The sequence below is a fragment of the Pectobacterium atrosepticum genome, from assembly GCA_019056595.1.
GTDB lineage: Bacteria > Pseudomonadota > Gammaproteobacteria > Enterobacterales > Enterobacteriaceae > Pectobacterium > Pectobacterium atrosepticum.
The window spans coordinates 300,032-326,607 of sequence record CP036163.1; the positions used below are offsets into that span (position 1 = coordinate 300,032).

28 protein-coding genes are annotated in these 26,576 nt (G+C 48.9%); 9 read left to right on the plus strand and 19 right to left on the minus strand.

The window, feature by feature from the left end:
* Positions 1-112 precede the first annotated feature (112 nt).
* Genes minE through minC form a run of 3 tightly spaced genes read right to left on the minus strand, consistent with a single transcriptional unit; the run spans position 113 to position 1,905 of the window.
* Complete coding sequence (gene minE, locus DCX48_01975; protein QXE13383.1) at positions 113-382, minus strand: cell division topological specificity factor MinE; 270 nt, start codon at positions 380-382, stop codon at positions 113-115.
* Between the two features lie 3 nt (positions 383-385).
* Positions 386-1,198: a septum site-determining protein MinD gene (minD, locus tag DCX48_01980; GenBank protein QXE13384.1), complete on the minus strand. Its 813-nt coding sequence runs from the start codon at positions 1,196-1,198 to the stop codon at positions 386-388.
* A 20-nt stretch (positions 1,199-1,218) separates the two neighbouring features.
* Positions 1,219-1,905: a septum site-determining protein MinC gene (gene minC, locus DCX48_01985; protein ID QXE13385.1), complete on the minus strand. Its 687-nt coding sequence runs from the start codon at positions 1,903-1,905 to the stop codon at positions 1,219-1,221.
* Positions 1,906-2,041: 136 nt separating this feature from the next.
* Here minC and DCX48_01990 point away from each other — a divergent pair, with 136 nt between their 5' ends.
* From DCX48_01990 to DCX48_02000, 3 genes are all read left to right on the plus strand, one after another.
* Complete coding sequence (locus DCX48_01990) at positions 2,042-2,299, plus strand: hypothetical protein (GenBank protein QXE17121.1); 258 nt, start codon at positions 2,042-2,044, stop codon at positions 2,297-2,299.
* 342 nt (positions 2,300-2,641) lie between these two features.
* The gene (locus tag DCX48_01995) at positions 2,642-3,298 is read left to right on the plus strand and encodes a fumarylacetoacetate hydrolase family protein (protein ID QXE13386.1); all 657 of its coding nucleotides are present in this window, start codon (positions 2,642-2,644) and stop codon (positions 3,296-3,298) included.
* Positions 3,299-3,405: 107 nt separating this feature from the next.
* Complete coding sequence (locus tag DCX48_02000; protein QXE13387.1) at positions 3,406-3,852, plus strand: YcgN family cysteine cluster protein; 447 nt, start codon at positions 3,406-3,408, stop codon at positions 3,850-3,852.
* Between the two features lie 85 nt (positions 3,853-3,937).
* Here DCX48_02000 and DCX48_02005 read toward each other — a convergent pair whose 3' ends face one another.
* Complete coding sequence (locus DCX48_02005; GenBank protein ID QXE13388.1) at positions 3,938-4,345, minus strand: hypothetical protein; 408 nt, start codon at positions 4,343-4,345, stop codon at positions 3,938-3,940.
* A 363-nt stretch (positions 4,346-4,708) separates the two neighbouring features.
* On the opposite strand from DCX48_02005, the gene DCX48_02010 reads away from it, so the two are divergent.
* Positions 4,709-4,906 (plus strand): DNA polymerase III subunit theta, encoded by a 198-nt coding sequence (locus DCX48_02010; protein QXE17122.1) that lies wholly within the window; start codon positions 4,709-4,711, stop codon positions 4,904-4,906.
* 80 nt (positions 4,907-4,986) lie between these two features.
* On the opposite strand, the gene dsbB is transcribed toward DCX48_02010, so the two are convergent.
* On the minus strand, positions 4,987-5,517 hold the full coding sequence (gene dsbB, locus DCX48_02015; GenBank protein ID QXE13389.1) for a disulfide bond formation protein DsbB: 531 nt from the start codon (positions 5,515-5,517) through the stop codon (positions 4,987-4,989).
* Positions 5,518-5,711: 194 nt separating this feature from the next.
* Entirely contained in the window at positions 5,712-7,292 is a 1,581-nt protein-coding gene (gene nhaB, locus DCX48_02020; GenBank protein ID QXE13390.1) for a sodium/proton antiporter NhaB, read from the minus strand.
* A gap of 229 nt (positions 7,293-7,521) precedes the next feature.
* On the opposite strand from nhaB, the gene fadR reads away from it, so the two are divergent.
* Positions 7,522-8,241: a fatty acid metabolism transcriptional regulator FadR gene (fadR, locus tag DCX48_02025; protein ID QXE13391.1), complete on the plus strand. Its 720-nt coding sequence runs from the start codon at positions 7,522-7,524 to the stop codon at positions 8,239-8,241.
* Positions 8,242-8,346: 105 nt separating this feature from the next.
* On the opposite strand, the gene DCX48_02030 is transcribed toward fadR, so the two are convergent.
* From DCX48_02030 to DCX48_02065, 8 genes are all read right to left on the minus strand, one after another.
* Positions 8,347-9,888 carry a SpoVR family protein gene (locus DCX48_02030; protein ID QXE13392.1) on the minus strand — a complete coding sequence of 514 codons (1,542 nt, stop codon included), beginning with the start codon at positions 9,886-9,888 and terminating at the stop codon, positions 8,347-8,349.
* 241 nt (positions 9,889-10,129) lie between these two features.
* Positions 10,130-11,029: a tagatose-bisphosphate aldolase gene (locus tag DCX48_02035; GenBank protein ID QXE13393.1), complete on the minus strand. Its 900-nt coding sequence runs from the start codon at positions 11,027-11,029 to the stop codon at positions 10,130-10,132.
* Positions 11,030-11,065: 36 nt separating this feature from the next.
* The gene (locus tag DCX48_02040; protein ID QXE13394.1) at positions 11,066-11,599 is read right to left on the minus strand and encodes an AAA family ATPase; all 534 of its coding nucleotides are present in this window, start codon (positions 11,597-11,599) and stop codon (positions 11,066-11,068) included.
* Complete coding sequence (locus DCX48_02045; protein QXE13395.1) at positions 11,596-12,033, minus strand: PTS fructose transporter subunit IIA; 438 nt, start codon at positions 12,031-12,033, stop codon at positions 11,596-11,598. Before DCX48_02045 ends, DCX48_02040 begins: the two co-directional genes overlap by 4 nt.
* Before the next feature lie 6 nt (positions 12,034-12,039).
* The gene (locus DCX48_02050; protein QXE13396.1) at positions 12,040-12,318 is read right to left on the minus strand and encodes a hypothetical protein; all 279 of its coding nucleotides are present in this window, start codon (positions 12,316-12,318) and stop codon (positions 12,040-12,042) included.
* Between the two features lie 64 nt (positions 12,319-12,382).
* Positions 12,383-13,720, minus strand: a complete 1,338-nt coding sequence (locus DCX48_02055; protein QXE13397.1) for a PTS sugar transporter subunit IIC — start codon at positions 13,718-13,720, stop codon at positions 12,383-12,385.
* A gap of 13 nt (positions 13,721-13,733) precedes the next feature.
* The gene (locus DCX48_02060; protein ID QXE13398.1) at positions 13,734-14,027 is read right to left on the minus strand and encodes a PTS sugar transporter subunit IIB; all 294 of its coding nucleotides are present in this window, start codon (positions 14,025-14,027) and stop codon (positions 13,734-13,736) included.
* Between the two features lie 10 nt (positions 14,028-14,037).
* The gene (locus DCX48_02065; protein QXE17123.1) at positions 14,038-15,018 is read right to left on the minus strand and encodes a permease; all 981 of its coding nucleotides are present in this window, start codon (positions 15,016-15,018) and stop codon (positions 14,038-14,040) included.
* Between the two features lie 481 nt (positions 15,019-15,499).
* On the opposite strand from DCX48_02065, the gene DCX48_02070 reads away from it, so the two are divergent.
* Positions 15,500-16,759, plus strand: coding sequence for a D-amino acid dehydrogenase (locus DCX48_02070; GenBank protein ID QXE13399.1), 1,260 nt, complete (start codon positions 15,500-15,502; stop codon positions 16,757-16,759).
* 138 nt (positions 16,760-16,897) lie between these two features.
* Here DCX48_02070 and DCX48_02075 read toward each other — a convergent pair whose 3' ends face one another.
* The 3 genes from DCX48_02075 to DCX48_02085 all read right to left on the minus strand — a co-directional run bounded on the left by DCX48_02075 (position 16,898) and on the right by DCX48_02085 (position 21,484).
* Positions 16,898-18,097 carry a Bcr/CflA family efflux MFS transporter gene (locus tag DCX48_02075; protein ID QXE13400.1) on the minus strand — a complete coding sequence of 400 codons (1,200 nt, stop codon included), beginning with the start codon at positions 18,095-18,097 and terminating at the stop codon, positions 16,898-16,900.
* Between the two features lie 141 nt (positions 18,098-18,238).
* A complete protein-coding gene (locus DCX48_02080; protein ID QXE13401.1) occupies positions 18,239-19,513 on the minus strand; it encodes a YeaH/YhbH family protein in 1,275 nt (424 codons plus the stop codon).
* Positions 19,514-19,549: 36 nt separating this feature from the next.
* Positions 19,550-21,484 carry a PrkA family serine protein kinase gene (locus tag DCX48_02085; GenBank protein ID QXE13402.1) on the minus strand — a complete coding sequence of 645 codons (1,935 nt, stop codon included), beginning with the start codon at positions 21,482-21,484 and terminating at the stop codon, positions 19,550-19,552.
* 455 nt (positions 21,485-21,939) lie between these two features.
* Here DCX48_02085 and DCX48_02090 point away from each other — a divergent pair, with 455 nt between their 5' ends.
* The gene (locus DCX48_02090) at positions 21,940-22,689 is read left to right on the plus strand and encodes a MipA/OmpV family protein (GenBank protein QXE13403.1); all 750 of its coding nucleotides are present in this window, start codon (positions 21,940-21,942) and stop codon (positions 22,687-22,689) included.
* A 136-nt stretch (positions 22,690-22,825) separates the two neighbouring features.
* Entirely contained in the window at positions 22,826-23,677 is an 852-nt protein-coding gene (locus DCX48_02095) for an aldo/keto reductase (GenBank protein QXE13404.1), read from the plus strand.
* A 56-nt stretch (positions 23,678-23,733) separates the two neighbouring features.
* Here the strand turns inward: DCX48_02095 and DCX48_02100 are convergent, their stop codons facing one another.
* Both DCX48_02100 and gapA read right to left on the minus strand, forming a co-directional pair.
* Entirely contained in the window at positions 23,734-24,603 is an 870-nt protein-coding gene (locus tag DCX48_02100) for a D-hexose-6-phosphate mutarotase (GenBank protein ID QXE13405.1), read from the minus strand.
* A gap of 107 nt (positions 24,604-24,710) precedes the next feature.
* Positions 24,711-25,715, minus strand: coding sequence for a glyceraldehyde-3-phosphate dehydrogenase (gene gapA, locus DCX48_02105; protein QXE13406.1), 1,005 nt, complete (start codon positions 25,713-25,715; stop codon positions 24,711-24,713).
* Positions 25,716-26,063: 348 nt separating this feature from the next.
* Between gapA and msrB the strand changes: the two genes are divergently transcribed.
* Complete coding sequence (msrB, locus tag DCX48_02110) at positions 26,064-26,483, plus strand: peptide-methionine (R)-S-oxide reductase (GenBank protein QXE13407.1); 420 nt, start codon at positions 26,064-26,066, stop codon at positions 26,481-26,483.
* The last annotated feature ends 93 nt before the right edge of the window (positions 26,484-26,576 follow it).

Below are 26,576 nucleotides of genomic sequence, written 5' to 3' on the forward strand. Positions count from 1 at the left end.
TTACACAAGTAAGTGATTCGGGTGAGTGAACGCAGCCAACGCACATGCAACTTGAAGTATGACGGGAATAGATATCCCCTGCGTAAAAGCAGGGGATACTAAAGCAGAAAAATCATTTAGGCGTTTCTTCCGCTTCCGGTAATGTAACGTTCAACTCAAGCACGGAAATATCATCTCCTTTTTGCTCAAGTTGAACCGTTACCATCTCAGGATCAATCTGTACATATCTACAGATAACCTCAAGAATGTCTCGCTTTAATTGCGGCAGATAATGGGGTTCGTTATCACCCCGGCGTCGCTCCGCGACAATAATTTGCAGCCGTTCCTTGGCAATATTGGCTGTCGTTTTTTTGCGGGACAGAAAGAAGTCCAGTAAAGCCATAATTTATCCCCCAAAAAGTCGTTTAAGGAAACCCTTCTTCTCTTCTTCAATAAAACGGAAAGGACGCTCTTCGCCAAGCAAGCGTTCAACGGTATCCGAGTAGGCTTTACCCGCGTCGGCTTCAGCATCCAGAATCACTGGTTCGCCTTGGTTAGAGGCGCGGAGTACGGATTGATCTTCAGGAATAACGCCAATCAGCGGGATCCGCAGGATCTCAAGAACGTCTTCCATACTCAGCATGTCGCCACGGTTCACCCTGCCTGGGTTGTAACGCGTCAACAGCAAATGCTCTTTGATTGGATCTTCAGAACGCTCCGCGCGACGTGATTTTGAGGACAAAATGCCCAGAATACGGTCGGAGTCGCGAACGGAAGAGACTTCCGGGTTGGTGGTGATAATCGCTTCGTCAGCAAAATAGAGCGCCATCAACGCACCCGTTTCAATCCCGGCTGGTGAATCACACACGATAAAATCGAAGTTCATATCGCCCAGGTCGTTGAGTATTTTTTCAACGCCTTCATACGTTAACGCATCTTTATCACGCGTTTGTGATGCTGGCAGAATGTAGAGATTATCCGTTCTCTTATCTTTGATCAGCGCCTGATTTAGCGTGGCATCACCCTGAATAACGTTCACGAAGTCATAGACCACGCGACGCTCACACCCCATGATCAAGTCAAGGTTACGCAGACCAATGTCAAAATCGATGACAACGGTCTTTTTTCCTTTCTGGGCTAAACCGGTAGCAATGGCCGCGCTTGATGTGGTCTTGCCAACGCCCCCTTTACCCGATGTAACAACAATGATGCGTGCCATAAATGTTTCCTTGGGAGATTCTAGTCTAGAGGTTTTATCGTTAAAACATTGTCCAGCTGGTTCAGGTTGATCCGTGCTGGCTGCCCAAAATACGCTTCCGGTACCTGATCGCTTAGCCAGTAACGACCTGCGATAGAGACCAGTTCTGCGGCCAGATGCGTACAGAATATCTGGCTCTGAACATCACCAGAAACGCCTGCAAGGGCTCGGCCGCGCATCATGCCGTAAATATGAATATTGCCATCGGCAATCACCTCTGCCCCTGCGCTGACGTTGCTTGTGACGATTAAGTCACAGTTCCGGGCGTAAATCTGTTGGCCGGAGCGAACGGGGGTGTCGATGATTTGCGTTTTCACCGCAGCAGGAACGGCGGCGACGGGCTCGACTACCCGGCGTTGTGCTTTACCTTCGCTCAGGAGGGGAAGCCCTGCCTGCGCAATGATTTTCTTTAATGCGTCATCGGTACATCCGCTGACACCGACGACATGCAGGCCGGTAGACGAAATGGCCTGCTGCAATTTTATCCAGTCGGTTTCCGCTGTTAATGCAGCAACATTAATGACAACGGGGGCATTTTTCAGGAAAGCAGGCGCTTGCTCTATTTTTTCCTGTAGTGCCTGGTAAATTACCTCGGGTTGGGAATCATGCAAATGAACAACCGATAAGGTAAAGCTGCTGCCTTTTAGCTCTATTGGCATTTGTGACATCTATCCGGACTCAGTTTCAGCATCTTTTAATCCCTAGAGTAACATCTAAGGCATGATATTCCAGAGCGCTATAAGCATGTTATAGTCACAATTATATACAGGCAAGATGGCATTCCCATCAAATAGAGTAAAAAAAATGTTTTGTGTGATCTATCGAAGTGTGAAACGCGATCAGACCTATCTTTATGTTGAAAAAAAAGACGATTTCTCACGCGTGCCTGAAGAATTAATGAAAAGTTTTGGCGCGCCGCAGTTAGCCATGGTTTTACCGTTGAATGGACGTAAAAAACTGGCGAATGCCGATATAGAAAAAGTGAAACTGGCGCTTCAGGAACAGGGTTTTTATCTGCAAGTTCCACCTCCGGTTGAGAGCTTATTAACCACGCCGATGTAAGTGTAAAAAAATAATACCAAGACGTACTTTCAGATAAAGCCGCAAACATAATTTGGTGTGGAATATCTCGACCGTTTACATGATATTCCGCGCGATAAATATTCATCTTTCGAGTTTTAGCCCGTCGTAATTTAATTGTTTCCATTTTTGATAGGTTATGGCGTCTTCTTCAGATCGCACGATCGCTAGCCTGGCTCTCCTGAAATCTGTTGGGATAACCCCTGTTGCGATGATATAACGATGGTTTTGCACCATCGTGTTTTTATATAGCTGTTTTCCATTTTGGCGAGTTCTGTGCCATGAAAGCAGTGATAATCCAACAGACAGGGCAGGAGAATACCCATGTATCAACACAGAGACTGGCAGGGCGCGCTGCTTGATTTCCCAGTAAATAAAGTCGTTTGCGTCGGGAGCAACTACTCAGAACACATCAAAGAAATGGGAAGTGCGACCCCGAGCGAGCCAGTTTTATTCATCAAGCCTGAAACCGCACTGTGTGATTTACGTCAACCCGTCGCTATTCCTAAAAATCTGGGCTCGGTTCACCACGAAGTCGAGCTGGCGGTGCTGATCGGTACGCCATTAAAGCAGGCGAATGAAGAACGCGTTGCCCGAGCCATCGCGGGTTATGGCGTGGCGTTGGATTTGACGCTGCGTGATTTGCAGTCCGAATTCAAAAAAGCAGGCCAGCCGTGGGAAAAAGCCAAAGCCTTTGACGGTTCCTGCCCGATCTCCGGTTTTATTCCGGTTGCTGAGTTTGGCGATCCGCAGCAAACCGAACTGGGTGTAAAAGTGAATGATGAAGTACGCCAGCAGGGCAACACGCGTGATATGATTACGTCGATTCTGCCGCTGATTGCCTACATGAGCCGTTTCTTTACGCTGCGCGCGGGCGATATTATTTTAACGGGTACGCCAAAAGGAGTCGGTCCGATCCTGTCAGGCGATATGCTGACGATTACGGTAAATGACCGGACGCTGAGCACCCGTATTATCTAACGCTCTGGCTGCCCGTATTGAACGACGGGCAGCAAAACATCCCCGCAGTGCCTGCCAGAATCACGCATCTTTTTTTACAACGCTATCGATCTACAACAGGAATAAACATGACTGAACGCCCTTTTTGGCAGCAAAAAACGTTGTCTGAGATGTCTGACGATGAATGGGAGTCGCTGTGCGATGGCTGCGGTCAGTGCTGTTTGCATAAACTGATTGATGAGGATACGGAGGAGATCTACTTTACCAACGTCGCCTGTAATCAACTCAATATTAAAAGCTGTCAGTGCCGTAACTATGAGAAACGTTTCGAATACGAACCGGACTGCATCAAGCTGACGCGTGAAAATCTGCTGACGTTTAACTGGCTGCCGGCGACCTGTGCTTATCGTCTGGTTCATGAACGTGAGGATTTACCGCAGTGGCATCCGCTGGTTTGCGGAACCAAAACAGAAATGCACCGTGAGCGTATCTCAGTCCGTCATATCGCCGTGCGCGAAAGTGAGGTGATGGACTGGCAGGATCACATACTGAACAAACCGGGATGGGCTAGGTAAGGCTGTAAATTAAAGATAGGTCACCGTGATGTGGGGGTAGACGCCACGGTGACGTGCTGCTGTTGTGCTGTATTTAGTCGTAGCCTTACTGTGCGGCGATTTTATAGTTTATGATTTTTGCTCTGTCTATAGACTGCTGATTCCTGTCAATCTCTTGTTGTACCAACTGATTTTTTTGTGACTGTTGATAGCGAGCTTCGTCAGCCTCAGCTTCTTGTTGTTTGTATGCGATGTACTGATTCTGCAATTCAATCCTCGCCTCCAGATCCTTTAGTTCCCCCTTGTCCACTTTCTGCCCCAGCAATTTTGCGTTTAAGACATAAAGCTTCAGCCAAGGTGTTGAAGAGAGTATGGGCTCTTCTTTTATTGAGTAATCCAGACAGGTAGCCATATCGCTGAGGCGAACGTACCGCTTTTCGCATTCAGATTGGAGCTCGCTTGCTGTTGTACACGATGTCAACATCAGTGGAATAATGGCAAAGAGATATTTCATTACAGACTTCTTCCTTGTGAAAAACCACAGTAATTTTAAGTGATTATACTGTAATGAATGGAGTATTTCTTCTTCATATCTTTAGGTTCTGGTCGTGAATTTACACTATTGATAGCGATAAATCGGTAGGGATTGCAGGCATTGAATTGTAAAACTGTAACCAGTATCACAATGTTTCATTAATGATGTTAATTTATTGTTTTTTAAGTCCATATCCCATATTTCATTCGAAATTTTGCTAGAAATTAATGTGTTTTTCTTCTTTTCGGCAGAAGTCGAGTGGCTGCGGCGGAGGGCTTCCCTGTGTTATTGCTAGCGTGTTGTATAATTTTAGAGCAGTCAAACCAGCAGGAGGGAGAGCATGTGATTAACTTTGAGAAAATCATTCTTGAGTACAGCGAGCAGTACACCGACTTTGCTGCCTCCACAATTGCTTTTATGGAAAGTCAGGAAAAAAAGATCGACGCAGATGAAATATCACGAAGAATTCCGCAGGAAAAGAGACCTTTTTTCAACGAACGATTAGGCCATTATCGCGATATCTACAGACCACAGCAGTGAGGGTTGGCACAAGCCTGTGAAGCGTAGAAACAGTCACCAGAAGCCCGACGACGTTATCGTCGGGCTTTTAGGTCTATTCTTTAGCGGCTGAAGAGGTCGCGTCGCTTCGGACGGAAAGGTTGAGCGATCAACACCAGCACAGCAATCAACAGATAAGCGGCGAAGATGCCAAGCAGCCATTGTGGCATTTCCATCGAGAGGAATGACCACTGACGCTCTGAACAATCACCGGTCGCATTGAAAATGGCCGGGAGCCATTTGTCTAAAGGCAGCCATGATGGGAAGCTGACAAAGAAATCGCAGGTGGTAAAAGGCGACGGATTCAACAAAATATCGGTGTGTTTCCAAGCCAGTCTAATCCCTTCATAGGAACTGTATATCCACAGTGCGATGGCTGGATAACGCAGTAGACTTGACGGCGCAATGGCACCGACAATACCTGCCGCGAATACTCCCCATAGAGCACTGCGCTGATAGATACACAGTACGCAGGGTTTTAATAACATAACGTGCTGAAAATAGAGTGCAGTCAATTCCAATGCTAAAGCAGTAAACGCCAGCAGCAGCCACGCACCACGTCCGCGTGAGCAACGATTAAGAAATCGCAACATAAAAATATTCCATGCTAAACATGATAAAAGCAGCAGTGTAAACCGTTCTGGCTTCACTGCCATCATTTCACTGTGCAAAACGTAACGATATGTTTATTTGATGCTTTTCTATCATTTTACGGCGGCGAAATATGTGTTGATAAAGCCATCAAGACAGAAATTGTCGCCACCGAGATTACTATACACGATCGTGATTATGCGTGACTGCCCGATATGGTCAAATTTGGCAAAGAAATCCAGTGATTATTCATCAAAAAATCGGTGAACGGCACCAGCGTGAACTCAACGCAAAGCAACCCGACCAGCGTCATCACAATGGTGTAAGGCAGTGCCATGATCACCATGCGCCCATAAGACAGACGGATAAGCGGAGCTAGCGAGGATGTCAGCAGAAATAGAAACGCGGCTTGCCCATTTGGTGTGGCCACGGAAGGCAGATTAGTGCCAGTATTAATCGCCACGGCGAGTAGCTCAAATTGGGGTAAGGATATTTTGCCGCTCTCAAACGCATTACGCGCTTCGTTGATATACACCGATCCAACAAATACGTTATCTGATATCGACGATAGCAGGCCATTGAACAGATAAAATTGTGTCAGTTGGGCACTATCAGAAGATTGCAGGACGTAATGGATAATCGGTGAGAACAGTTGCTGATCGATAATGACGGCGACGATGGCAAAAAAGACCGTCAGCAGTGCGGTAAACGGCATAGCATCTTGAAATGCTTTACCGATAGCGTGTTCTTCGGTCACGCCGCAGAACGTTGTGGCCATAATAATCACGGAGAGGCCAATCAATCCGACCTCAGCCAAATGAAACGCCAGCGCGATAATGAGCCAGACGCCAATCACTGCCTGCACGAGTAAACGCACTTTATCCTGCTGCGTGCGTTTTTCTGTCATGTCCCGATCGTAATCCTCAAGTACGCGGCGCACGTTGTCCGGCAGGTTTACCCCATAACCGAATAGCTTGAAGCGTTCGACCAGCACGCAGGTCAGGATGCCGCAAATAAAGACGGGCACGGTTACCGGTGACATGCGTAGAAAAAAGTCGACGAAATCCCAGCCTGCGCTTTTCGCAATAATCAGATTCTGAGGTTCGCCGACCATCGTCATCACCCCGCCCAGTGCCGTACCGACGCCTGCATGCATCATCAGACTACGTAGAAATGCACGGAATTGGTCCAGCGTACGATGATGCTCCTCGCCGTTTAACGTGCTGTCATCGCTGATATCGGCCTCGTCTTCACCTTGCTGAGAGGCGAAACGGTGGTAAATACCATAAAACCCGATAGCGACGCTGATGATGACTGCAATCACAGTCAATGCGTCTAAAAAGGCGGAGAGAAACGCAGCCGCCATGCAAAAGGCGAGTGAGAGCAGGGATTTAGAATGGATGCGCAGCAGCAGTTTGGTAAACACAAAAAGCAGCAGTTGCTTCATGAAGTAGATGCCTGCCACCATAAACACCAACAGCATGAGAACTTCAATATTCCCTGTGACTTCATGCCACACCTGCTGTGGGCTGGTCATGCCGATGAGTATTGCCTGTAACGCCAGTAGACCACCAGGCTGTAGCGGATAACATTTCAGCGCCATGCCGAGCGTAAAAATAAACTCCACGACCAATAACCAACCAGCCCAAAACGGACTGACAAAATAAAACAGCAGCGGATTAATCAGCAAGAAACCAAAAATAGTCAGTTTGTACCAGTCTGGCGCGTATCCCAGGAAATTTTTTAACAGCGCACGGTGGAGGGGCATGGCGATCATATGGGCGCGGGATCCTTATTCGTTATAATAGCTTGATGGTTTTTATCATATAGTAAAAACTTTACAAACAGTCATAAGTCTACCGTTCTACGCTGTGACAGGGCGGTTTGCAGTCACAATTTTTCATTGAAATGGTTCGGTGCCTGAGTACGGCGCTATATCATGATTCTTTCGTCTGGTATTATGATTCGGCTTTTTTCGGCAATCACCGCTACGGATTATCAAACACATGGTTATAAAGGCGCAAAGTCCGGCTGGATTCGCGGAAGAATACATTATCGAAAGTATATGGAATAACCGTTTTCCTCCTGGCTCTATTTTGCCCGCGGAAAGAGAGCTTTCCGAACTGATCTGCGTGACCCGTACTACGCTGCGCGAAGTGCTTCAGCGTTTAGCCCGTGATGGCTGGCTGACGATACAGCACGGGAAACCGACAAAGATTAACAACTTTTGGGAAACCTCCGGTCTCAATATTCTGGAAACGCTGGCTCGGCTCGATCACGATAGCGTGCCGCAATTGATTGATAACCTGCTGGCTGTGCGCACCAACATTGCCGCGATCTTTATTCGGACGGCGTTACGACACAACCCGGAAAAGGTGCGTGATGTGTTGACCCAGTCAAGCGCGGTGGACGATAGCGCAGAAGCCTTTGCGCAACTTGACTACAACGTGTTCCGTGGTTTGGCTTTTGCCTCCGGTAATCCGATTTATGGCCTGATCCTGAACGGTCTGAAAGGGTTATATATTCGCGTAGGGCGATACTATTTCTCCAATCCGGAAGCCCGCAAACTGGCAGTGAATTTTTACGGTAGGTTGGAAGCGTTGCGTAGCGAAGAGCTATACGATCAGGTGATGGATGTCGTCAGACATTACGGTAAAGAAAGTGGAGCGATCTGGCACAGTATGCAGAGTGCCATCCCGCGGGATATCGCGGAAGTGCGACGCTAAGACGTCATACGCTTCATGGTGAACACGTGAAAAGGGGACTCAGGTACTGCCTGAATCCCCTTTGTCTTTGTTGGCGAGACCTTTTACCTGTGTAACCGTGTTCTGCTATGTGGGTGCAGCTCCGTTACGTGGTGGGCAGCGCTCAATCAGTTCAATGCTGCCATCGGCGTTAGCCTGCTCCAGATAAACGTCAAACCCCCACAGGCGATGAACGTGTTTCAACACTTCCTGGCTACTTTTATCCAACGGTGCGCGGTTGTGTGGAACATAGCGCAGCGTCAGCGCCCGATTGCCGCGTAAATCCACGTTCCAGACCTGAATATTCGGCTCCAGATGGCTCAGGTTGTACTGTGCGGACAGCTCCTGTCGGATCAAACGATAACCTTCTTCGTCATGAATCGCGGCAATTTCCAGATAGTTGTTTCGGTCATCGTCCAGCACGGTAAATAGCCGGAAGTCGCGCATCAATTTAGGTGATAAGAACTGGCTGATAAAGCTCTCGTCCTTAAAGTTCTGCATCGCAAAATGCAGCGTATCAAGCCAGTCTTTACCTGCAATATCGGGGAACCAGTAGCGATCTTCATCCGTCGGCGACTGACAAATACGTTTAATGTCCTGAAACATCGCGAAGCCCAGTGCATACGGATTGATGCCGCTGTAATACGGACTGTTATACGGCGGCTGATAAATCACGTTGGTGTGGCTGTGCAGGAATTCCAGCATGAAGCGCTCAGACACACTGCCTTCATCATAGAGATGGTTGAGAATGGTGTAGTGCCAGAAGGTGGCCCAGCCTTCATTCATCACCTGAGTCTGCTTCTGCGGATAGAAATACTGGCTGACTTTCCGCACGATGCGTAAAACCTCTCGCTGCCAGGGTTCCAGCAGCGGGGCGTTTTTCTCCATGAAGTAGAGCAAGTTTTCCTGCGGCTCTTGCGGAAAGCGTCTTGCTTGTTCCGGGGCGGCACCTTGTTCACGACGCGGTAAGGTTTTCCAGAGATCGTTCACCTGGCTTTGCAGATAGGCCTCACGACTTTTCTGGCGAGATTTTTCCTCTTCGAGCGAGATTTTCTGCGGGCGCTTGTAGCGGTCAACGCCGTAGTTCATCAGCGCGTGGCAGGAGTCTAGCAGGCGCTCTACCTCCTCTACGCCATAACGCTCTTCGCATTGCGCGATATATTGTCGTGCAAACAGCAGGTAATCGACGATGGAGCTGGCATCGGTCCAACTGCGGAACAGATAATTACCCTTGAAGAACGAGTTGTGTCCGTAGCAGGCGTGCGCCATGACGAGCGCTTGCATTGGCAGCGTATTCTCTTCCATCAAGTACGCGATACAAGGATCGGAGTTAATAACGATTTCGTATGCTAATCCCTGCTGCCCGTGTTTGTAACGCTGTTCGGTTTCAATAAATTTCTTCCCGAACGACCAGTGGGAATAGTTGATCGGCATGCCTATGCTGGAATAGGCGTCCATCATTTGTTCTGAGGTGATTACTTCAATCTGGTGAGGATAGGTCGCCAGCCGGTACAGCTTGGCTACCCGATCAATCTCATCGAGATAAACCCGCAATAACTCAAATGTCCAGTCCGGTCCATCACTCAGGCGAAGTGTTTTTTTTACCTGATTATCCGTCGATATAGCCATCAGCGCGCCCCCTAACATAACAAGCCTGTACGTGAGATCCCGTTTACTGCTTTCCCGCTGGCTCCTGTCAAAAAATCATCGTGGTTCATTTAGTTATAGCTGAGCTTTGGACACGCGGCAATTGACGAATTGGCCGGATTCGATGGATAAAGATCGCTGATGGGATAAAAAAGACGTGTGTTTGCGCTGTCTATCAATTGAGAAGTGCGCTCCCCTGAGAGAGCGCAACATAGCGTCTGAACTAGGGGCGCTGGTACCGTTTTAACAGCGCCTGAATATCGTTAAGGCGTGAGACGGCAACCGTGGATAGCTTCTCTTTAGAAACGTTGCGATCGAGCGAGATGCAATCCTTCCACAGAGAACGACCGGCAATCACGCCAGAAGCGCCATTTTTTAACGCGCTCTCCACCTGAGGGAGAAAGGTAGCGTGATCGACGCCCGCAGACAGAACGGCCCAGGGTATTTCACCGCAGAGTGTGGTCACGCGCGCGCAGGCTTCATCCGACCCAGGATAAGGAATCTTCAAGACTTTTGCGCCTTGATCGATACAGGCCTGACAGCCCGCCGGAATGAGCTCAGGCAGAAGGCGGGTATAGGCATCACGAGATTCATTTTCCAGAGAATAGGTCAGAAATTCGACGACGAGCAGTAAATCCTCCTGCGCAAAATCCTGAATCACGGTACGGAGTGTTTCAAGATTACGCGTATTGGCGTCTGGGATATCCGGGCGAAGGTAGATCATGATTTTTCCACCGGTGGCCCCCCATTCGCGGACTTTGCGTGCCGTCACGCCCTCAACCATAGTGGAGATCCGATAGCCTTCTGGGGTCGTTTCCCAACCTGAAGCATCAAGCCCGATGAGCAGACCGGTATCGCGAGGCAAAATGTTTTCGTCTATAAGACCCGGTATGGCACAGATCGGATCGACCAGTACACAGCCCGCCTCAGCCGCCAGATAGCGAGTGATGTCGTATTTTGTTTTTCCTAATGTTTCATTGGTAATCGCAGCCTGCGCATCAGAGGTCGGTGCTAATAACGTTCGCATGCCGCCACGTTGATCGCAGGCAATAACCATCATAGCGCCCGTCGCGTTACAAATTAATTGATATCCTCGGTGCTCAGCTGTTGTCATGGTGTTCATGATAATTACCCTCATAAAATTAATGTAAATAAGCGATTAATCCAGGTGTGTTTTGATCCATTGAATTAATTCCTGATGATTAATTTCCTTATCCTGATCAACCGTGTAACACTTCCCAATGCACATTGGCTGTGCCTGATGTGCGAGTGAAATTAATTCCGGGAGATACTCATCACCGGGATGGCCTTTTATTCTTTCATTCATTCTGGTTTGATATCGTTCTGCCACCCGATCGGATGAGATGGCATTCCATATTTCAAGCGGATGTTCGATATCACACGAGGTCAGATATTCCTGTAATATCGATTTTTCGCGAAATCCGAACCAGGCATCAAGAATAAAAATACTACTATTAGGCGCTTGCCTAACGATATTAAACATCGCCTGATACGCGGCGCATCCCAGTTTTCTATTTAACGATCTATCGATAATGTCGCAGAACTGCATCATGAATGGTTCTTTTATTTCATCGAGGCTTAACCGTGGGAGATGCAATTCATCAGCAATAATACGCGCCACAGTGCTTTTCCCTGATGCGGGTATGCCATTTACTAAAATAATTTTTTTCATAATACCCCGACAATATCATCTGACGTGGTGGCACATCGAATCCGAGAGAGCATGTCATCCTGCTCCAATAGATTGACGATGGAGGCGATGCCTTCTGTAATATGAGCATCACTGTTAACGCCACCAAACATAATTAAAATATCCACCGGTTCACTTCCATGAATAGAAAGTGGAGTTTGTAACGTTAGTAAACTGAAGCAATTCTCAATAACGCCGCACTCAGGGCGGGCATGTGGAATAGCGACTCCTTCATCAAAAACATAATAAGGACCGTACTCCTTCGTGCTTTCTATCACCGCAATGGGATAGTCCCTCGTAATACACCCCGCACTGATTAATGGTTGTGCGGCACAATAAATAGCCTCTTCCCATGTTTTACACATCACGCCGAGTTGAATGCAATTGTGCTGCAAAAGGAAATTTTTTATGCTCATAAAGCCTCATATATTTTTCCGAATGGTATTTCTGAGTTCATCGATCTGAATGAAAATAGTATCAACCCGATCCCGATAATCAGGATGGGAAGAAAATAATTGAATGGCCTGATTGTATTTAATCATTAACGTTTTTTGTGTTTCACTATGCGTCGGATCTTGTGCTAAACGAGATTCAAGTTCCGTTAATTCATCCTCAATTTCCCTGACGCGATTGTCATTTGTATTATCACGGTGACCGGAAGGCGGGGCAGGCGATAAAAAACGTTTGAGTAGAGAAAACATAGTAACTCCTTAGCAATTGACACAATGACATTAATGACGACAGACCATGCGACGTGTTTATGCGCTATTGCGATAGTTTACGATTCGCAATAAAGGCAATGGCTGCAACGAACGCGACAAATGCGGCGACAAATAACCAGTCCTGCTGGAAGGCGTGTCCTAATATCAGGCCAGTACCGATAACGTCAGAATCACTGAAGGTGACGCCAGTAAATCCGAAGACTTCCAGTAATGGCACCAGAATGGCTGGCAATAAGGTAATGAAAAGACCATGAACCACACCGCCGATAATAGCGCCGCGCCGACCTCCCATTGCGTTACCGAAAATACCCGCCGTCCCGCCCGCAAAGAAGTTGGTCAATAAACCCGGCAAAATCATTGCCAATCCAAACATCGGGAAGATCAGCATTCCCAGAATGGAGCCGACGGTGGTGGCGAGGAAGCCAACAATCACGGCGTTGGGTGCATAAGGGAAGAGCACCGGGCAATCCAACGCGGGTTTAGCGTTAGGCACCAGACGCATGGCGATACCTCGAAATGCGGGAACCAGCTCATTAAGCAGCAGACGGACACCGCTGTAGAGAACGAAAACGCCCGCCACAAACTGCATGGACTGCATAAACGAGTACATCAGATAGTTGACGCCATTGGCATATTGCGCGATGTATTCTGGTCCCGCTGCCACGGCGGGGATGAGGTACATCGGCACCATAACGACGGCCATCGACAGGTAGGTATCCTGCAAGAATTTGAAGTTATCGGGCAGCGTTAAATCTTCTGTGGATTTGGAGTTTTTACCGACTAGCCGAGCAACGGCGGCCTGCACCAGATACCCGATGGTACAAAAATGCCCGAGTGCAACATCATCGGAATTTGTGATTTTACGGACAATCGGCTGTGCCAGCGCAGGCATCAGCACGGCCATAATGCCGCCAAATATGCCTCCGGTTAGGATCAGCGTCGCGCCGGTTAAGCCCGACTTATAGCCGATCACGGTACCGATTGTTGCCATCCACAGCAGAGCCTGTCCCGTCAGGAAGATATATTTAAAGGGGGTAATTCGTGCAATCAGGATGTTGACGGCAAAGATCACCATCAGCGTTAACGCGACTTCTGAGCCGAGTTCGCGGTTTGCCAATCCGGCGATGGCGGCGACATCGGTGATGTAGCCCTTCATGCCGAAACCGTGGGTAAAGATACTGTTCAAATACGTCAGAGCATCGACGATGATGTTAATCCCCGCCATCATGATGAGGAAACCAAGCAGTGTCTTGAATGTCCCCTCTGCAATTTTCCCTACCGACTTCTTCTGTAAAATCAACCCGATCATGGCGATCAGCGCGATTAATATGGATGCCTGGCCTAATAAATCTTTCACAATGAAATTGATAACGGTGTTCATTTTTCACCTCATGCTATTTATGAGCCTGGATATACGCTAAAATTTTTTCTTCTATTTCATCTTTGTCGGTAAGTTTATTAAGAATGATGACCCTTTTTTTCTCATCTTCACTGGCATCGCTATTCAGAATGTCAGCAAATATTTTCTGGGTTAGGATGACGTCATAATTGAAGGCAGAGGCTTCTGAAATCGTGGTGTGATTGATTTCCGCATCAATGCCTAGCTTTTTTAGTACGGATTTCGCACTCATTTCGATAGCGAAACTGGAGCCTAATCCACAGCCGCAAACGCAAAGTACTTTCAACATAATAATGGCCTCATATAAGATGATGAGTTTTCGCGAGCTTATAAAAGTGACTTTCGACATCAACCAAACGTCGTTCAGAATCCTCCAGATCGATAGGGATCGCTTTGTTGTTATTATTGATAATGATAATTTTATTAGTCAGGCCAGCGTTAATACACCGAACCATTTCTTCTGCTAACAGGGTGCCCTGAATAATTTCTTCCCCGGTGGGCGCGCCATTTCGTAAGCCGTATCCTAAAATGGTTTTTCGGATACGGATTCCAACCTTATGTTCGAGTTTCTTGATAATAGTATCGATAGCGCCCTGAAAACCGGGAGTGTATTCATGGGTGTAGCCTTCAGAGCATAAAATGATCACGCTATTTTGTTCTGCGATTTTATCCCGAATACATTGTGCTAACGCATCAATATCCCACGGTGATTCTGGAATGAGTGCGATATCGGCATTACTCTTTAATGCCGCCTGTAGTGTTAATTCACCACAATAGCCACCGAGTAATTCAATCATGAATACCCGACCTTGTAATCCACGGCCCGTATTACGCAATTTCTCTACTTCACTCATTACTTGTTCGCAGGCGGTGGAAAAACCAATCGTATAGCTATTTCCTGAGATGTCATTATCAATCGTCATTCCTACACCGTAGCAATGAATACCATAGCAACTTAATTTTTTTAGAAATTGGAACGAGCCATCTCCACCGGCCATAATGAGCGAGTCGAGCTTTTGTTTTTGGATATTTTTGACGATTTTCTCGTAGTCTGTTTTTCTACATTTCCCGGTTTTTCTCCCTGATGTAACCAAGGGCATTGATGAGAGTGAATAATCCACCAGATCGCGGCGGGTGAGAACTTTGCAGCAGTTATCGATAAGGCCATTAATTCCACCATCGAAAATGACGATGTCAGAGGCAGTCATTCTATTCACCTGAAAGATGAAGTTATTTATTCCGCTAACGTCGCCGCCGCTAATAACTAGTCCAATTTTCATCATCGCCTCTACAATATGAATAACCATCTTGTGAACACAATGTTATTAAACTGATAAGGCGTTTTTTTGATGAATGTCTCAAATTTGTATTTAACTATGGAAGGGTATGTCTTGACAGTGATGTTATTGACTTTATTGTTGTGATGATTATCACAATTTAAAAATAAGCAACCTGACTAACTTGTTAATTAATTTAGGATTTAACATCTTCATCTTTTTTATTTCCCCTGACCTTTTCTGCTAAAAAACGAATACGTATTTTGTGAATAGTTTCACAGTTATTTCGTTACGATCTCAATGATGAATCGAAGATATAAAAGACGACGATAGATAAATGTTATCGCTGAGACGAGTGACAATTCCCTCCCAAATGCTAGAGTAGTCTTCAGTTTTACCTTTTAACTAGTGTTTTATTCCATTAAATAAGCATTTTTCCAGCAGATTAGACGGTCTTTTACGGAAAGAAAGGGAGAGCGGTAGCATGCGGGTTGTGATTCTGGGAAGTGGTGTAGTTGGCGTCAGTACCGCCTGGTATCTTGCGCAGGCAGGGCATGATGTCACCGTTATCGACAGACAACCGGAGCCTGCGTTGGAAACCAGCGCCGGGAATGCCGGACAGATTTCCCCCGGCTATGCCGCGCCTTGGGCTGCACCGGGAATACCGCTGAAAGCGATAAAATGGATGTTCCAGCGCCATGCGCCGTTGGCCATTCGGCCTGACTTCACGACTGCACAGCTTTGTTGGATGTGGCAAATGCTGCTTAACTGCGATGCGCGCCACTATAAAACCAATAAAGCGCGGATGGTGCGTCTGGCTGAATACAGCCGTGACTGCTTGCAACAGCTGCGGCGAGATACGGGTATCCAGTACGAAGGTCGACAAGGTGGAACGCTGCAACTGTTCCGCACCGAACAGCAATATGACAATGCGACACGGGATATCGCCGTGCTGGAAGAGGCTGGCGTACCGTATCAATTGTTGGCTCGCCATGAGCTGGCCTCGATTGAACCCGCGTTGGCGAATGTAGTCGGGACACTGACTGGCGGGCTGCGTTTACCACACGATGAGACGGGCGATTGCCAACTGTTCACCCGCCAACTGGCAGCGATGGCCGCTGAGGCTGGTGTCACGTTTAAACTGGGGCGTAACGTCCGTCAACTGCGGGTTGAAGGGCAGAGCGTCACGGGCGTGCAGTGCGACGACGAGATGATTGTGGCAGATGCCTATGTGATGGCCTGCGGTTCCTATTCAACGGGACTACTGCGCCAGTGGTTCGATATTCCGGTTTATCCGCTGAAAGGTTATTCACTGACGATCCCGCTGGCGGATGACGCCTCAGCACCGGTTTCTACCGTGCTGGATGAAACGTACAAAGTGGCAATTACGCGTTTTGACAATCGTATTCGCGTTGGTGGAATGGCAGAAGTTGTGGGCTTCAACACTGATTTGAACCCCAAGCGCCGGGAAACGCTGGAAATGGTGGTACGCGATTTGTATCCCCATTGTGGCCCGATTGAGCAAGCGACATTCTGGACGGGATTGCGTCCGATGACACCGGACGGTACGCCGCTGGTGGGACGTTCACCGCTGAAAAACCTGTATCTGAATACCGGCCACGGCACATTAGGCTGGACGATGGCCTGCGGGTCGGGAAAATTGCTGGCTGATATTCTGTCGGATAAATCACCGGAGATTGAGGCCGATGATTTATCCGTGTCTCGCTATACTCGTCATACTTAAAGTTGCATGTGCGTTGGCTGCGCTTAAATACTCGGCCCGTCGTGGGCCTCGCCCTGAAGGGCCGCTGCAAGCAGCGTTCAAATCTGCTCCCGGCAGATTTGTCACCCGAATCACTTACCTGATGTTTTGCACTAGGCACTAGGCACGGGGCAGCGATGTAATGCTGCTCTTGTGGTGACGCGTGAGCAGGCGGGCGCGTATCGCCAGCAGGGCGGCACAAAGCATAACCAGCGCCAGTGATATTTTTGACGGCAGAGGAATCGCCATCGCACCCAGCCCCAACACCGCACCGCCGGCCATCTGCACAAATCCTACCATCGCCGACGCAATACCCGCCTCATTGGGATAAGGCTCCAGCGCATAGCTGGTGGATGGACCGATCAAAAATGCCAGACCCGCACAGGCCAGCGCGACGGGCAACATGTAGGTTGGCCAAGTGTCTTGCATCGCTTCGGGTAAGAGCGCGACACCACCAAGCAGCGAAAGAAAACCCGCTCCCATCAGCAGGCTACCGATAGCCAGACAGCGCGGCCGACCGACTTTGCGGATAATACGATTCGCGAAGAAGCTGACCAGCATAATCCAAAAACCGTTCGCGCCGAAGGCAATCGAAAACTCAAGCGGTGTGAGTTGCGCCTGATTCATCAACACCACAGGAGAAAAGGTGACATAGGTTAACGCCATGCCCATTGCGCCCGCATTGACTGATGCGAACCCCAGAAAGTGGCGATCGGATAGCAGGCGGGCATATTGGCGCAGCGGCAAACCGTGCACAGGTAAGGTTGAGTCTGGGCGTGTTTCTGGTAGAAAGCGGATAATGAGAGCCAGTACCAAAATGCTGTAACCTGCCAGGAACCAGAAGGGTGCACGCCAGCCAAAGGCTTCGGCCAAAAGTCCGCCTAATAGCGGTGCCAGCGCCGGTACAATGTTCAGCGTGCCGTTAAGAAAGCCATAGGTTCTGGCGGCATCATCGCCGTTTAGTTTGTCACGCACGCTGCTGAAAATGGCAACGGCGGTACAGCAGACGGCCATGCCCTGAAAAATGCGTGAGAGAATGAAGAGTGTGGCGCTGGTGGCTAGTGCCGCAATGATCGCACCGATGATGTAAATAACCACGCCAGCTAACGCCATTGGACGCCGACCATATTTATCAACCAGCGGTCCGGCCAGAAGCTGACCTAATCCCATGACCAGAATAAAGAGAGCGACGGTAGACTGAATCAGCGATTCTGGGCTGTCCAGCGCCACGGCGATGGCGGGGATAAGCGGTAAATAGATGTCAATGCCCAGAGGGCCGAGTAGAACCAGAGTCAGTAAAATCAGAACAAATCGTTGCATAACAAAACAGAAATCTACGTTTTATGGGTTCGACAGGGTAATGCGCACATTGGCGGAAAGGAAGTATTATCTTTGTGACAACGTCACGCTGATGTCGTTGGGAAAGGAAATCGGCCAGTTTACTGGCCGATTAAGATGTGCTCAATGTCCTACGGTTTGTTTACGGAAGAGTTCACGGAAGACAGGGTAGATATCATCCTGATCGCGAATATGCTGCATGGCGAAATTGTCGAACGTATCGCGCAGCGTTTCATATTCGCGCCAGAGCGTCTGATGTGAACGCCGGGTGATTTCAATGTAGCTGTAGTAACGCACCATCGGCAGAAGTTTACTCGCCAGAATTTGGTGACACAGCGGTGAATCATCAGCCCAGTTATCACCATCCGATGCCTGGGCGGCGTAGATATTCCACTGTGACGGGTCGTAACGCTCGCGCACGACTTCCTCCATCAGCTTTAGCGCACTGGAGACAATGGTCCCGCCAGTTTCCTGAGAGTAGAAGAACTCCTGTTCATCGACTTCTTTAGCCTGCGTGTGGTGGCGAATGTAGACAACGTCGACGTTTTTGTAATTTCTGCTGAGGAACAGGTACAGCAGAATATAAAAGCGTTTCGCCATGTCTTTTGTCGCCTGATCCATGGATCCAGACACGTCCATCAAACAGAACATCACGGCCTGACTCGATGGCTCGGCCCGGCGCTCGTAGTTCTTGTAGCGCAGGTCAAACGTATCGATAAAAGGCACGCGCGCGATTTTCTTGCGTAGTTCGGCGATGTCCTCCCGTAGCCGCTCCTCTTCCAGCAATTGTGCCGGTTCGGTGTGTGCCAGCTGTTCTAACGACTCTTCCAACTCATGCAGCGTGCGACGTTTACCCGCTGTCATCGCCATACGGCGTGCCAGCGAGTTTTGCAACGAACGTACCACGCTGATATTGGCAGGAACGCCGTTAGCGGTGTACCCGGCGCGATGCATTTTGTACTCGGTCATCTGTCGGTGCTGGGTCTTCTTCAGATTCGGCAGCGCCAGATCTTCAAACAGCAGGTCCAGATATTCGTCTTTGGAGATCTGAAAGACAAATTCATCATCACCTTCGCCGTCTTTACTGGCGTCACCCTGACCGGAACCACTGCCGCCACCTCCTTGTGGCCGCTCGATTTTGTCGTTCTGTACGAAGTGATCGTTACCTGGGTGGACGCGGTGGCGGTGTCCTCCGCGCCCCTGATGGAACATCGGTTCGTTGATGTCTGCATTGGGGATCGATACTGACTCCCCGCTTTCGATGTCGGTCACCGAACGCTTATTAATGGCCTCGGAAATCGACTGTTTTATTTGCGACTTATAGCGGCGCAGAAAGCGTTGGCGGTTCACCGTGCTTTTGTTTTTGCCGTTCAGCCGTCGATCAATAAAATAGGCCATGTTTCCCCCAAACGCTGTTGCCAGCATCGTGCGTCATTATGATGACTTCCTCACCCGCAGATACCATTCGCACAGCAAACGAACCTGCTTCCGGGTGTAGCCTTTCTCCATCATGCGATCGACGAAGTCATCATGTTTTTTCTGTTCATCCGTTGAGGTTTTGGTGTTAAACGAAATCACAGGCAGCAGCTCTTCCGTGTTGGAGAACATCTTCTTCTCGATAACCGTGCGCAGTTTTTCGTAACTGGTCCAGTTTGGATTCCGGCTGCTATTGCTGGCACGGGCGCGCAGGACAAAGTTGACGATCTCGTTACGGAAGTCTTTGGGATTACTGATCCCCGCGGGCTTCTCGATCTTTTCCAGCTCGGCGTTCAGCGATTCACGGTCAAACAGCTGACCCGTATCTGGATCACGGTACTCCTGATCCTGAATCCAGAAATCTGCATAGGTAACATAACGGTCAAAAATGTTCTGCCCGTATTCGGAATAGGATTCGAGATAGGCGGTCTGGATCTCTTTACCGATAAACTCCGCGTACTTCGGCGTCAGATACCCTTTCAGGTGCTCCAGATATTTCTCTGCCAGCTCCTGTGGGAACTGCTCGCGTTCGATCTGCTGTTCCAGTACGTAGAACAGGTGTACCGGGTTGGCGGCGACTTCGCTGTGATCGAAGTTGAAGACGCGTGACAGAATCTTAAACGCAAAGCGGGTCGACAGACCGTTCATCCCTTCATCCACGCCCGCGTAGTCACGATATTCCTGATAGGATTTGGCCTTCGGATCGGTATCTTTCAGGCTTTCCCCGTCGTAAACCCGCATTTTGGAGTAGAGGCTGGAGTTTTCGGGATCTTTCAGTCGCGACAGAATGGAGAAGCGAGCCAGCGTTTCCAGCGTACCGGGCGCGCAAGGGGCATGTGTCAGCTCGCTGTGATCCAGCAGCTTGTCGTAGATCTTGACCTCTTCGGACACGCGCAGGCAGTAGGGCACCTTCACGATATACACGCGGTCGAGGAACGCTTCATTGTTCTTGTTGTTACGGAACTGCACCCACTCGGATTCGTTGGAGTGCGCCAGAATAATCCCGTTGAACGGCAGGGCAGCAATGCCTTCCGTCCCGTTATAGTTGCCTTCCTGTGTGGCGGTCAGCAGCGGGTGGAGCACCTTGATGGGGGCTTTGAACATCTCGACGAATTCCATAATGCCCTGGTTCGCGCGGCACAATGCACCGGAGTAGCCGTAGGCATCGGGGTCGTTCTGGGCAAAATGCTCTAGCTTGCGGATATCGACTTTACCGACCAGCGCTGAAATATCCTGATTGTTTTCATCGCCGGGTTCGGTTTTCGCGATCCCGATTTGCGCCAGAATTGATGGCCACACTTTGACGACTCTGAATTTGGAAATGTCGCCGCCGAATTCCTGGAGGCGTTTGGCCGCCCATGGCGACATAATGGTGCCGAGGTAGCGCCGAGGAATCGTGTACTCTTTCTCGAGTATCCCAGCATCTTCCTGCGGATTGAATAGGCAGAGCGGATGATCATTTACTGGGCTGTGCTCGCCGTTGGCACTGAGGATGTAAATAGGCACGCGCTGCATCAGCGCTTTCAGGCGTTCGGCCAGAGAGGATTTCCCGCCGCCGACTGGCCCCAACAGATACAGAATCTGTTTCTTCTCTTCCAATCCCTGCGCGGCATGCTTCAGGTAAGAGACAATCTGTTCGATAGCCTCTTCCATACCATAGAATTCTTCAAAAGCAGGATAGCGGGCAATCACCCGGTTAGAGAATAGGCGCGACATTCGTGATTCTTGGGCGGTATCCACCATTACAGGCTCACCGATAGCCGTTAACAATCGTTCAGCCGCGTTTACATAAGCATTGCGATCTTGCTGACAGATGGTAAGGAATTCCTGCAGAGTGAACTCTTCGTCCTTGGCAGCGTCGTAGCGCTGGCGGTAGTGATCAAATATGTTCATAGCGATGCCCGTCCTTCGTCGATTAGCACAGATTAAGAGAGCGTGTGGAATATATGTCTATTAATGTATTGCCCTCCGAAAGAAGAAGTCTTTTAAGTCCAGCAACCCTTATGCCAACTTGTCGCGTCAGGGCGTCGTAATTTTATTCATACCTGCTGGTCAGGAAGACGTCACCTTCTGTATTAAAGCGTAGTTTGCATCCGTAAAATTTCCTCTAGTCCACGGACGTATTTTTAAGATATTTCAATGACTCACTTTCAGGAAAATCCGTGTAACATTACAGTTAATAGGCTCTCAGCCTTAAGAACACTGCCTATTACAGACGTTAGCGCACGTAAAACCTATCGAATATATCGGTTATTCGTTAATGTTATTTTTATATAACCTGAACGCGAACGGGTGTAATTGGCTTATCATGTTTCATGATGTTTATCTGTAATAGGAAATAGAAAACTGTGAAAAAACCTCAACTATGTGTGCTGGCCGCGCTGATTTCTGGTGCTGTGGTCCTGCCTTCAGCCTATGCCGCAGATGTTTCTCTGGGCCTTGGCGCTGTGGGCTCAACGTCCGTGTATCGTGGTGTTGATAATGATGTTTATCCGCTTCCTGTACTGAATTATGAAAGTGATAGTTTTTATTTCCGCGGGCTGGGTGGTGGATACTACCTGTGGAATGACGGCGTAAATCGTTTCTCTTTAACGGCCTACTACCTGCCTTTAGGTTTTAAACCGGGAGATAGCGACGATCAGCGTATGAAACAGTTGAATAAACGCCGTGGGACGCTAATGGCCGGTGCGGCTTATCGTCATACCGCTGACTGGGGTGAAATTCGTACCGTGCTGGCAGGCGATACGCTGGATTACAGCAACGGCTTCGCGTGGGATACCGCCTACCTTTACCGTTTCTCAATGGGCGATCTGAGCATCACCCCTGGTATCGGTGCGACTTGGTTTAGTGAAAACATGAACCAGTATTACTACGGTGTGAGTGCGCAAGAATCTTCGCGTTCTGGCTTTAACCAGTACAGCCCTGGTGATGGCTGGGCTCCGTATCTTGAACTGAGCGCGGGCTATCAGATTAACGAAAGCTGGAGCGCTTGGGCCGTCGGTCGTTACACGCGTTTGTCTGACGAAATGAAAGACAGCCCTATCGTTGATAGTAACCACAGCATCTTAATGAGCGCGGGCGTCAGCTATCGCTTCTAACGCTTTTCGTTAGCATGGTGCATCTGCCGTACAATAATGGGGTGATATCACCCCATTTGCACGTTTATAGTGCACCGAATGCCATGTTAGGTTGACGGTAAACACGTTACGTTGACGGAAAACAAGGGAGAGATTCATGACAAAAGCGATTCATTTTCCAGATGATACCCGCGTACCGGCAATCGGTCAGGGAACGTGGTACATGGGCGAAAATGCTCGAATGAAAGCACGGGAAGTGACCGCGCTGCAAACGGGTATCGACCTAGGTTTAACGTTGATTGATACCGCTGAAATGTACGCGGAAGGTAGGGCGGAAGACGTAGTCGGGGAAGCGATTCGTGGCCGTCGCGATAGCGTTTATCTGGTATCGAAAGTCTACCCGCACAATGCGGGAGGCGAAAAAGCGATACAGGCGTGTGAACGTAGTCTGAAGCGACTGAAAACCGAGCGTATTGATTTGTATCTGCTGCACTGGCGCGGTGGTATCCCACTCGTCGATACGATTGCGGCGATGGAACGGTTGCAGCAGGCAGGTAAAATTGGTCAATGGGGCGTATCCAATCTCGACCTTGAGGATATGCAGGAGTTGTGGTCGCTAAGCGGCGGACAGCGCTGCATGACCAATCAGGTGCTTTACCATTTGGCATCGCGTGGCATTGAGTTTGATTTGTTGCCGTGGTGTCAGCAACAGCAGCTTCCCGTGATGGCGTATTGCCCGCTGGCGCAGGCGGGGCGGTTACGTGATGGATTATTTTCACATCCAGTGGTGAATCGCATTGCGCGCGAACACAATATTACGCCAGCTCAACTTTTATTGGCATGGGTCATCCGTCAGCCGGGCGTGATCGCGATTCCAAAAGCAAGTGCTGTAAAGCATGTTCAGGAAAATGCTAAAGCGCTGGACGTATTGTTGTCTGCGGAAGATCTCGCGCAGTTAGATCAGGCATTTCCACCGCCAACGCGCAAACAGCATTTGGATGTGGTGTAGCGGAGGGTGTATGGCATCAGCAGCCATACACCAAGGTATTTAGAGTATCGCTATGGTTATTTCTTGATGCGGATAACCGTCGTCAGACGAGCCGGAGCTTTGGCAGACGCGACAAACGGTTGATTAATCCGCGCGGTTTCCACACACACGAACGTTTTATATCCCTCATCTGGCATATCGCCAATCGTACGGGAGAGTTCTGCACCGGGGTTCCATGACACTACGTCGCTATGGTGAGTATGGTGGACTTCGATGGCGCGTTTCAGTACGGCATCATGCACCACGCTAGTGTCCTGCGGTTGGGTATAGATACGGTCTGTACGATCGGTAAAGACCAGATCGCCTTGCTGCGTTGCCAGTTTGCCCTGATCGACCTTATCAATGAATGACTCACCCAGACCGGCAATGCGAATATCGCTGATGTCGCCGATGTTGAAATAGGTGTGCAGCGCGCTGGTAATGCTGTAATCGCCATGCGCCTCTAACTCAATACCGCACTCCTTGCCCAGTTTGAAACGAGCGATGAGTGTGAATTCATGCGGCCAGCTCTTACGCGTTTCTTCATTATCGCGCAGTGTGAATGTGAGTTGTACGCCATGCTCATCTTCGCTGTGGGCGGTAAATTCCCACGGCAGCAGACGGGCAAAACCGTGGTTAGGTTCGGCGAAAGGCCCAAACCAAGGGAAACAGATAGGGACACCGCCGCGAATAGCAACGTGATGAGTAAAAGGCGTATTGTCGCTCAGCCAAAGCACCGGCTCTTCGTTTGTCGGCTGCCAACTGAGCAGGTGCGCCCCTTGTAGTGCTACTGCTGCTCGAACTTCAGGATGATCAACGACGATGACGGGTAATTGGTCCAACTGACGTTGGCTGAGGGTGGCGCTAATTTGCTTAGTGACGGGGAGTGAGAAAATTGTGTTATGCATGATAGTGCCTTTTTTTGATTGTTTTTCGTTGTAAAAAGAAATCTGCAGTTAACAATAAAAAAGGGCGACATCACGTCGCCCTTTTTTCACCGAATCATCGCTGACGCTTATTTAGAAATGTGAGCGATCAGATCCAGAACCTTGTTTGAGTAACCCGTTTCGTTGTCGTACCAAGAAACCAGTTTCACAAAGTTATCGCTCAGTGCGATACCGGCTTTAGCATCAAACACGGAAGTCAGTTTTTCACCGTTGAAATCGGTAGAAACCACTTCGTCTTCGGTGTAACCCAGAACGCCTTTCAGCTCGCCTTCAGAAGCGGCTTTGATTGCTGCACAGATTTCTTTGTAAGAAGCTGGTTTTTCCAGACGTGCAGTCAGGTCAACAACAGAAACGTTCGGGGTAGGAACGCGGAACGCCATACCAGTCAGTTTGCCGTTCAGCTCAGGGATAACTTTACCTACAGCTTTAGCTGCACCGGTAGAAGATGGGATGATGTTCTGTGCTGCGCCGCGGCCGCCGCGCCAGTCTTTGTGAGACGGGCCATCAACGGTTTTCTGCGTTGCAGTCGTTGCGTGAACGGTGGTCATCAGTGCTTCAACGATACCGAAGTTGTCGTTGATGACTTTTGCCAGTGGAGCCAAGCAGTTAGTGGTGCAAGAAGCGTTAGAAACGATTTCTTGGCCAGCGTAAGTTTTGTGGTTTACGCCCATAACGAACATTGGGGTGTCATCTTTAGATGGACCAGTCAGAACGACTTTCTTCGCACCAGCAGCGATGTGTTTACGTGCAGTGTCGTCAGTCAGGAACAGGCCAGTTGCTTCAGCAACAACATCAACGTTAACTTCGTTCCACTTCAGGTTTGAAGGGTCGCGCTCTGCGGTAACACGAATGGTTTTACCGTTAACAACCAGGTGGCCATCTTTAACTTCAACGGTGCCGTTGAAACGACCATGAGTAGAGTCGTACTTCAGCATATACGCCATGTACTCAGCGTCTAACAGGTCGTTGATTGCAACGATCTCGATGTCAGAACGCTCTTGTGCAGCGCGGAAAACAATACGGCCGATACGGCCAAAACCGTTGATACCTACTTTGATAGTCATATATTCCACCAGCTATTGGTTTGTGAATAAAAATTTGTGAATAAAAAGGTTGGTTGTAAAATTACAAAAACCTTGCTGAGCGTCAAGCGGAATCGTGTCAATAGTTGCTGTAAGTCAAACCTATGACCAAACTTTGTGCGAAAACCGCTCGACCCTGTAACTAAGTAACATCTAAGACTGATATGAGGGCGGAATGCATCATATAAAGCCTGCATTACCTCATTATGTGATACACATCACAATTAAATATTCGTGCTAATAACATTCCTAATATTAGGCCAGAACAGCCTGTTAGGTTGTTAATTTTTTGTTATAATCAATGATTAATTGAATTGCTAACACCGCTGTGAGACTCCCATGACTAACGACTCTGCTTCGCATACCCCGTCCGATAATACTGAAATGACAGAGATGCAGCGCTATGTCACCCAGCAACGCGGTACCGAGCCTGCGTTTTCAGGCAAATTGCTGCATAACAAGCGCACAGGCGCTTATCACTGCTTGTGCTGTCAGGCTCCGCTGTTTTATTCCGACAGTAAATATGATTCCGGCTGTGGCTGGCCGAGCTTCGATCAGCCCGTTTCCTCAGAGGCGGTTCGTTATCTGGAGGATGAATCACACAATATGCGCCGTATCGAGATCCGCTGTGGGCAGTGTGATGCGCACCTGGGGCACGTTTTCCCTGATGGCCCGAAAACCACTGGCGAACGCTACTGCGTGAATTCCGCCTCACTGAGCTTTATCGACGACGTTGATGGCGAACGTGTTGACGGATAATCTGTCTGCGATAGGTGTGGCAGTGACAGGCTGATAATCTTAGCTTTAAACGATTCAGCTAATATGGCGCGCTGTCAGCAACAGGAATCCAGT

Excerpts from the sequence above, each read along its gene's own strand:
- DCX48_02065 (QXE17123.1), bottom strand. The coding sequence starts at position 15,018 with ATGAAAATTGGACTAGTTATTAGCGGCGGCGACGTTAGCGGAATAAAT.
- msrB (QXE13407.1), top strand. The coding sequence starts at position 26,064 with ATGACTAACGACTCTGCTTCGCATACCCCGTCCGATAATACTGAAATG.
- minE (QXE13383.1), bottom strand. The coding sequence starts at position 382 with ATGGCTTTACTGGACTTCTTTCTGTCCCGCAAAAAAACGACAGCCAAT.
- DCX48_01990 (QXE17121.1), top strand. The coding sequence starts at position 2,042 with ATGTTTTGTGTGATCTATCGAAGTGTGAAACGCGATCAGACCTATCTT.
- DCX48_02050 (QXE13396.1), bottom strand. The coding sequence starts at position 12,318 with ATGTTTTCTCTACTCAAACGTTTTTTATCGCCTGCCCCGCCTTCCGGT.
- DCX48_02085 (QXE13402.1), bottom strand. The coding sequence starts at position 21,484 with ATGAACATATTTGATCACTACCGCCAGCGCTACGACGCTGCCAAGGAC.
- fadR (QXE13391.1), top strand. The coding sequence starts at position 7,522 with ATGGTTATAAAGGCGCAAAGTCCGGCTGGATTCGCGGAAGAATACATT.
- DCX48_02005 (QXE13388.1), bottom strand. The coding sequence starts at position 4,345 with ATGAAATATCTCTTTGCCATTATTCCACTGATGTTGACATCGTGTACA.
- nhaB (QXE13390.1), bottom strand. The coding sequence starts at position 7,292 with ATGATCGCCATGCCCCTCCACCGTGCGCTGTTAAAAAATTTCCTGGGA.
- DCX48_01995 (QXE13386.1), top strand. The coding sequence starts at position 2,642 with ATGTATCAACACAGAGACTGGCAGGGCGCGCTGCTTGATTTCCCAGTA.
- DCX48_02000 (QXE13387.1), top strand. The coding sequence starts at position 3,406 with ATGACTGAACGCCCTTTTTGGCAGCAAAAAACGTTGTCTGAGATGTCT.
- minC (QXE13385.1), bottom strand. The coding sequence starts at position 1,905 with ATGTCACAAATGCCAATAGAGCTAAAAGGCAGCAGCTTTACCTTATCG.
- DCX48_02030 (QXE13392.1), bottom strand. The coding sequence starts at position 9,888 with ATGGCTATATCGACGGATAATCAGGTAAAAAAAACACTTCGCCTGAGT.
- DCX48_02080 (QXE13401.1), bottom strand. The coding sequence starts at position 19,513 with ATGGCCTATTTTATTGATCGACGGCTGAACGGCAAAAACAAAAGCACG.
- DCX48_02070 (QXE13399.1), top strand. The coding sequence starts at position 15,500 with ATGCGGGTTGTGATTCTGGGAAGTGGTGTAGTTGGCGTCAGTACCGCC.
- DCX48_02095 (QXE13404.1), top strand. The coding sequence starts at position 22,826 with ATGACAAAAGCGATTCATTTTCCAGATGATACCCGCGTACCGGCAATC.
- minD (QXE13384.1), bottom strand. The coding sequence starts at position 1,198 with ATGGCACGCATCATTGTTGTTACATCGGGTAAAGGGGGCGTTGGCAAG.
- DCX48_02040 (QXE13394.1), bottom strand. The coding sequence starts at position 11,599 with ATGAAAAAAATTATTTTAGTAAATGGCATACCCGCATCAGGGAAAAGC.
- dsbB (QXE13389.1), bottom strand. The coding sequence starts at position 5,517 with ATGTTGCGATTTCTTAATCGTTGCTCACGCGGACGTGGTGCGTGGCTG.
- DCX48_02100 (QXE13405.1), bottom strand. The coding sequence starts at position 24,603 with ATGCATAACACAATTTTCTCACTCCCCGTCACTAAGCAAATTAGCGCC.
- DCX48_02055 (QXE13397.1), bottom strand. The coding sequence starts at position 13,720 with ATGAACACCGTTATCAATTTCATTGTGAAAGATTTATTAGGCCAGGCA.
- DCX48_02075 (QXE13400.1), bottom strand. The coding sequence starts at position 18,097 with ATGCAACGATTTGTTCTGATTTTACTGACTCTGGTTCTACTCGGCCCT.
- DCX48_02035 (QXE13393.1), bottom strand. The coding sequence starts at position 11,029 with ATGAACACCATGACAACAGCTGAGCACCGAGGATATCAATTAATTTGT.
- DCX48_02060 (QXE13398.1), bottom strand. The coding sequence starts at position 14,027 with ATGTTGAAAGTACTTTGCGTTTGCGGCTGTGGATTAGGCTCCAGTTTC.
- DCX48_02045 (QXE13395.1), bottom strand. The coding sequence starts at position 12,033 with ATGAGCATAAAAAATTTCCTTTTGCAGCACAATTGCATTCAACTCGGC.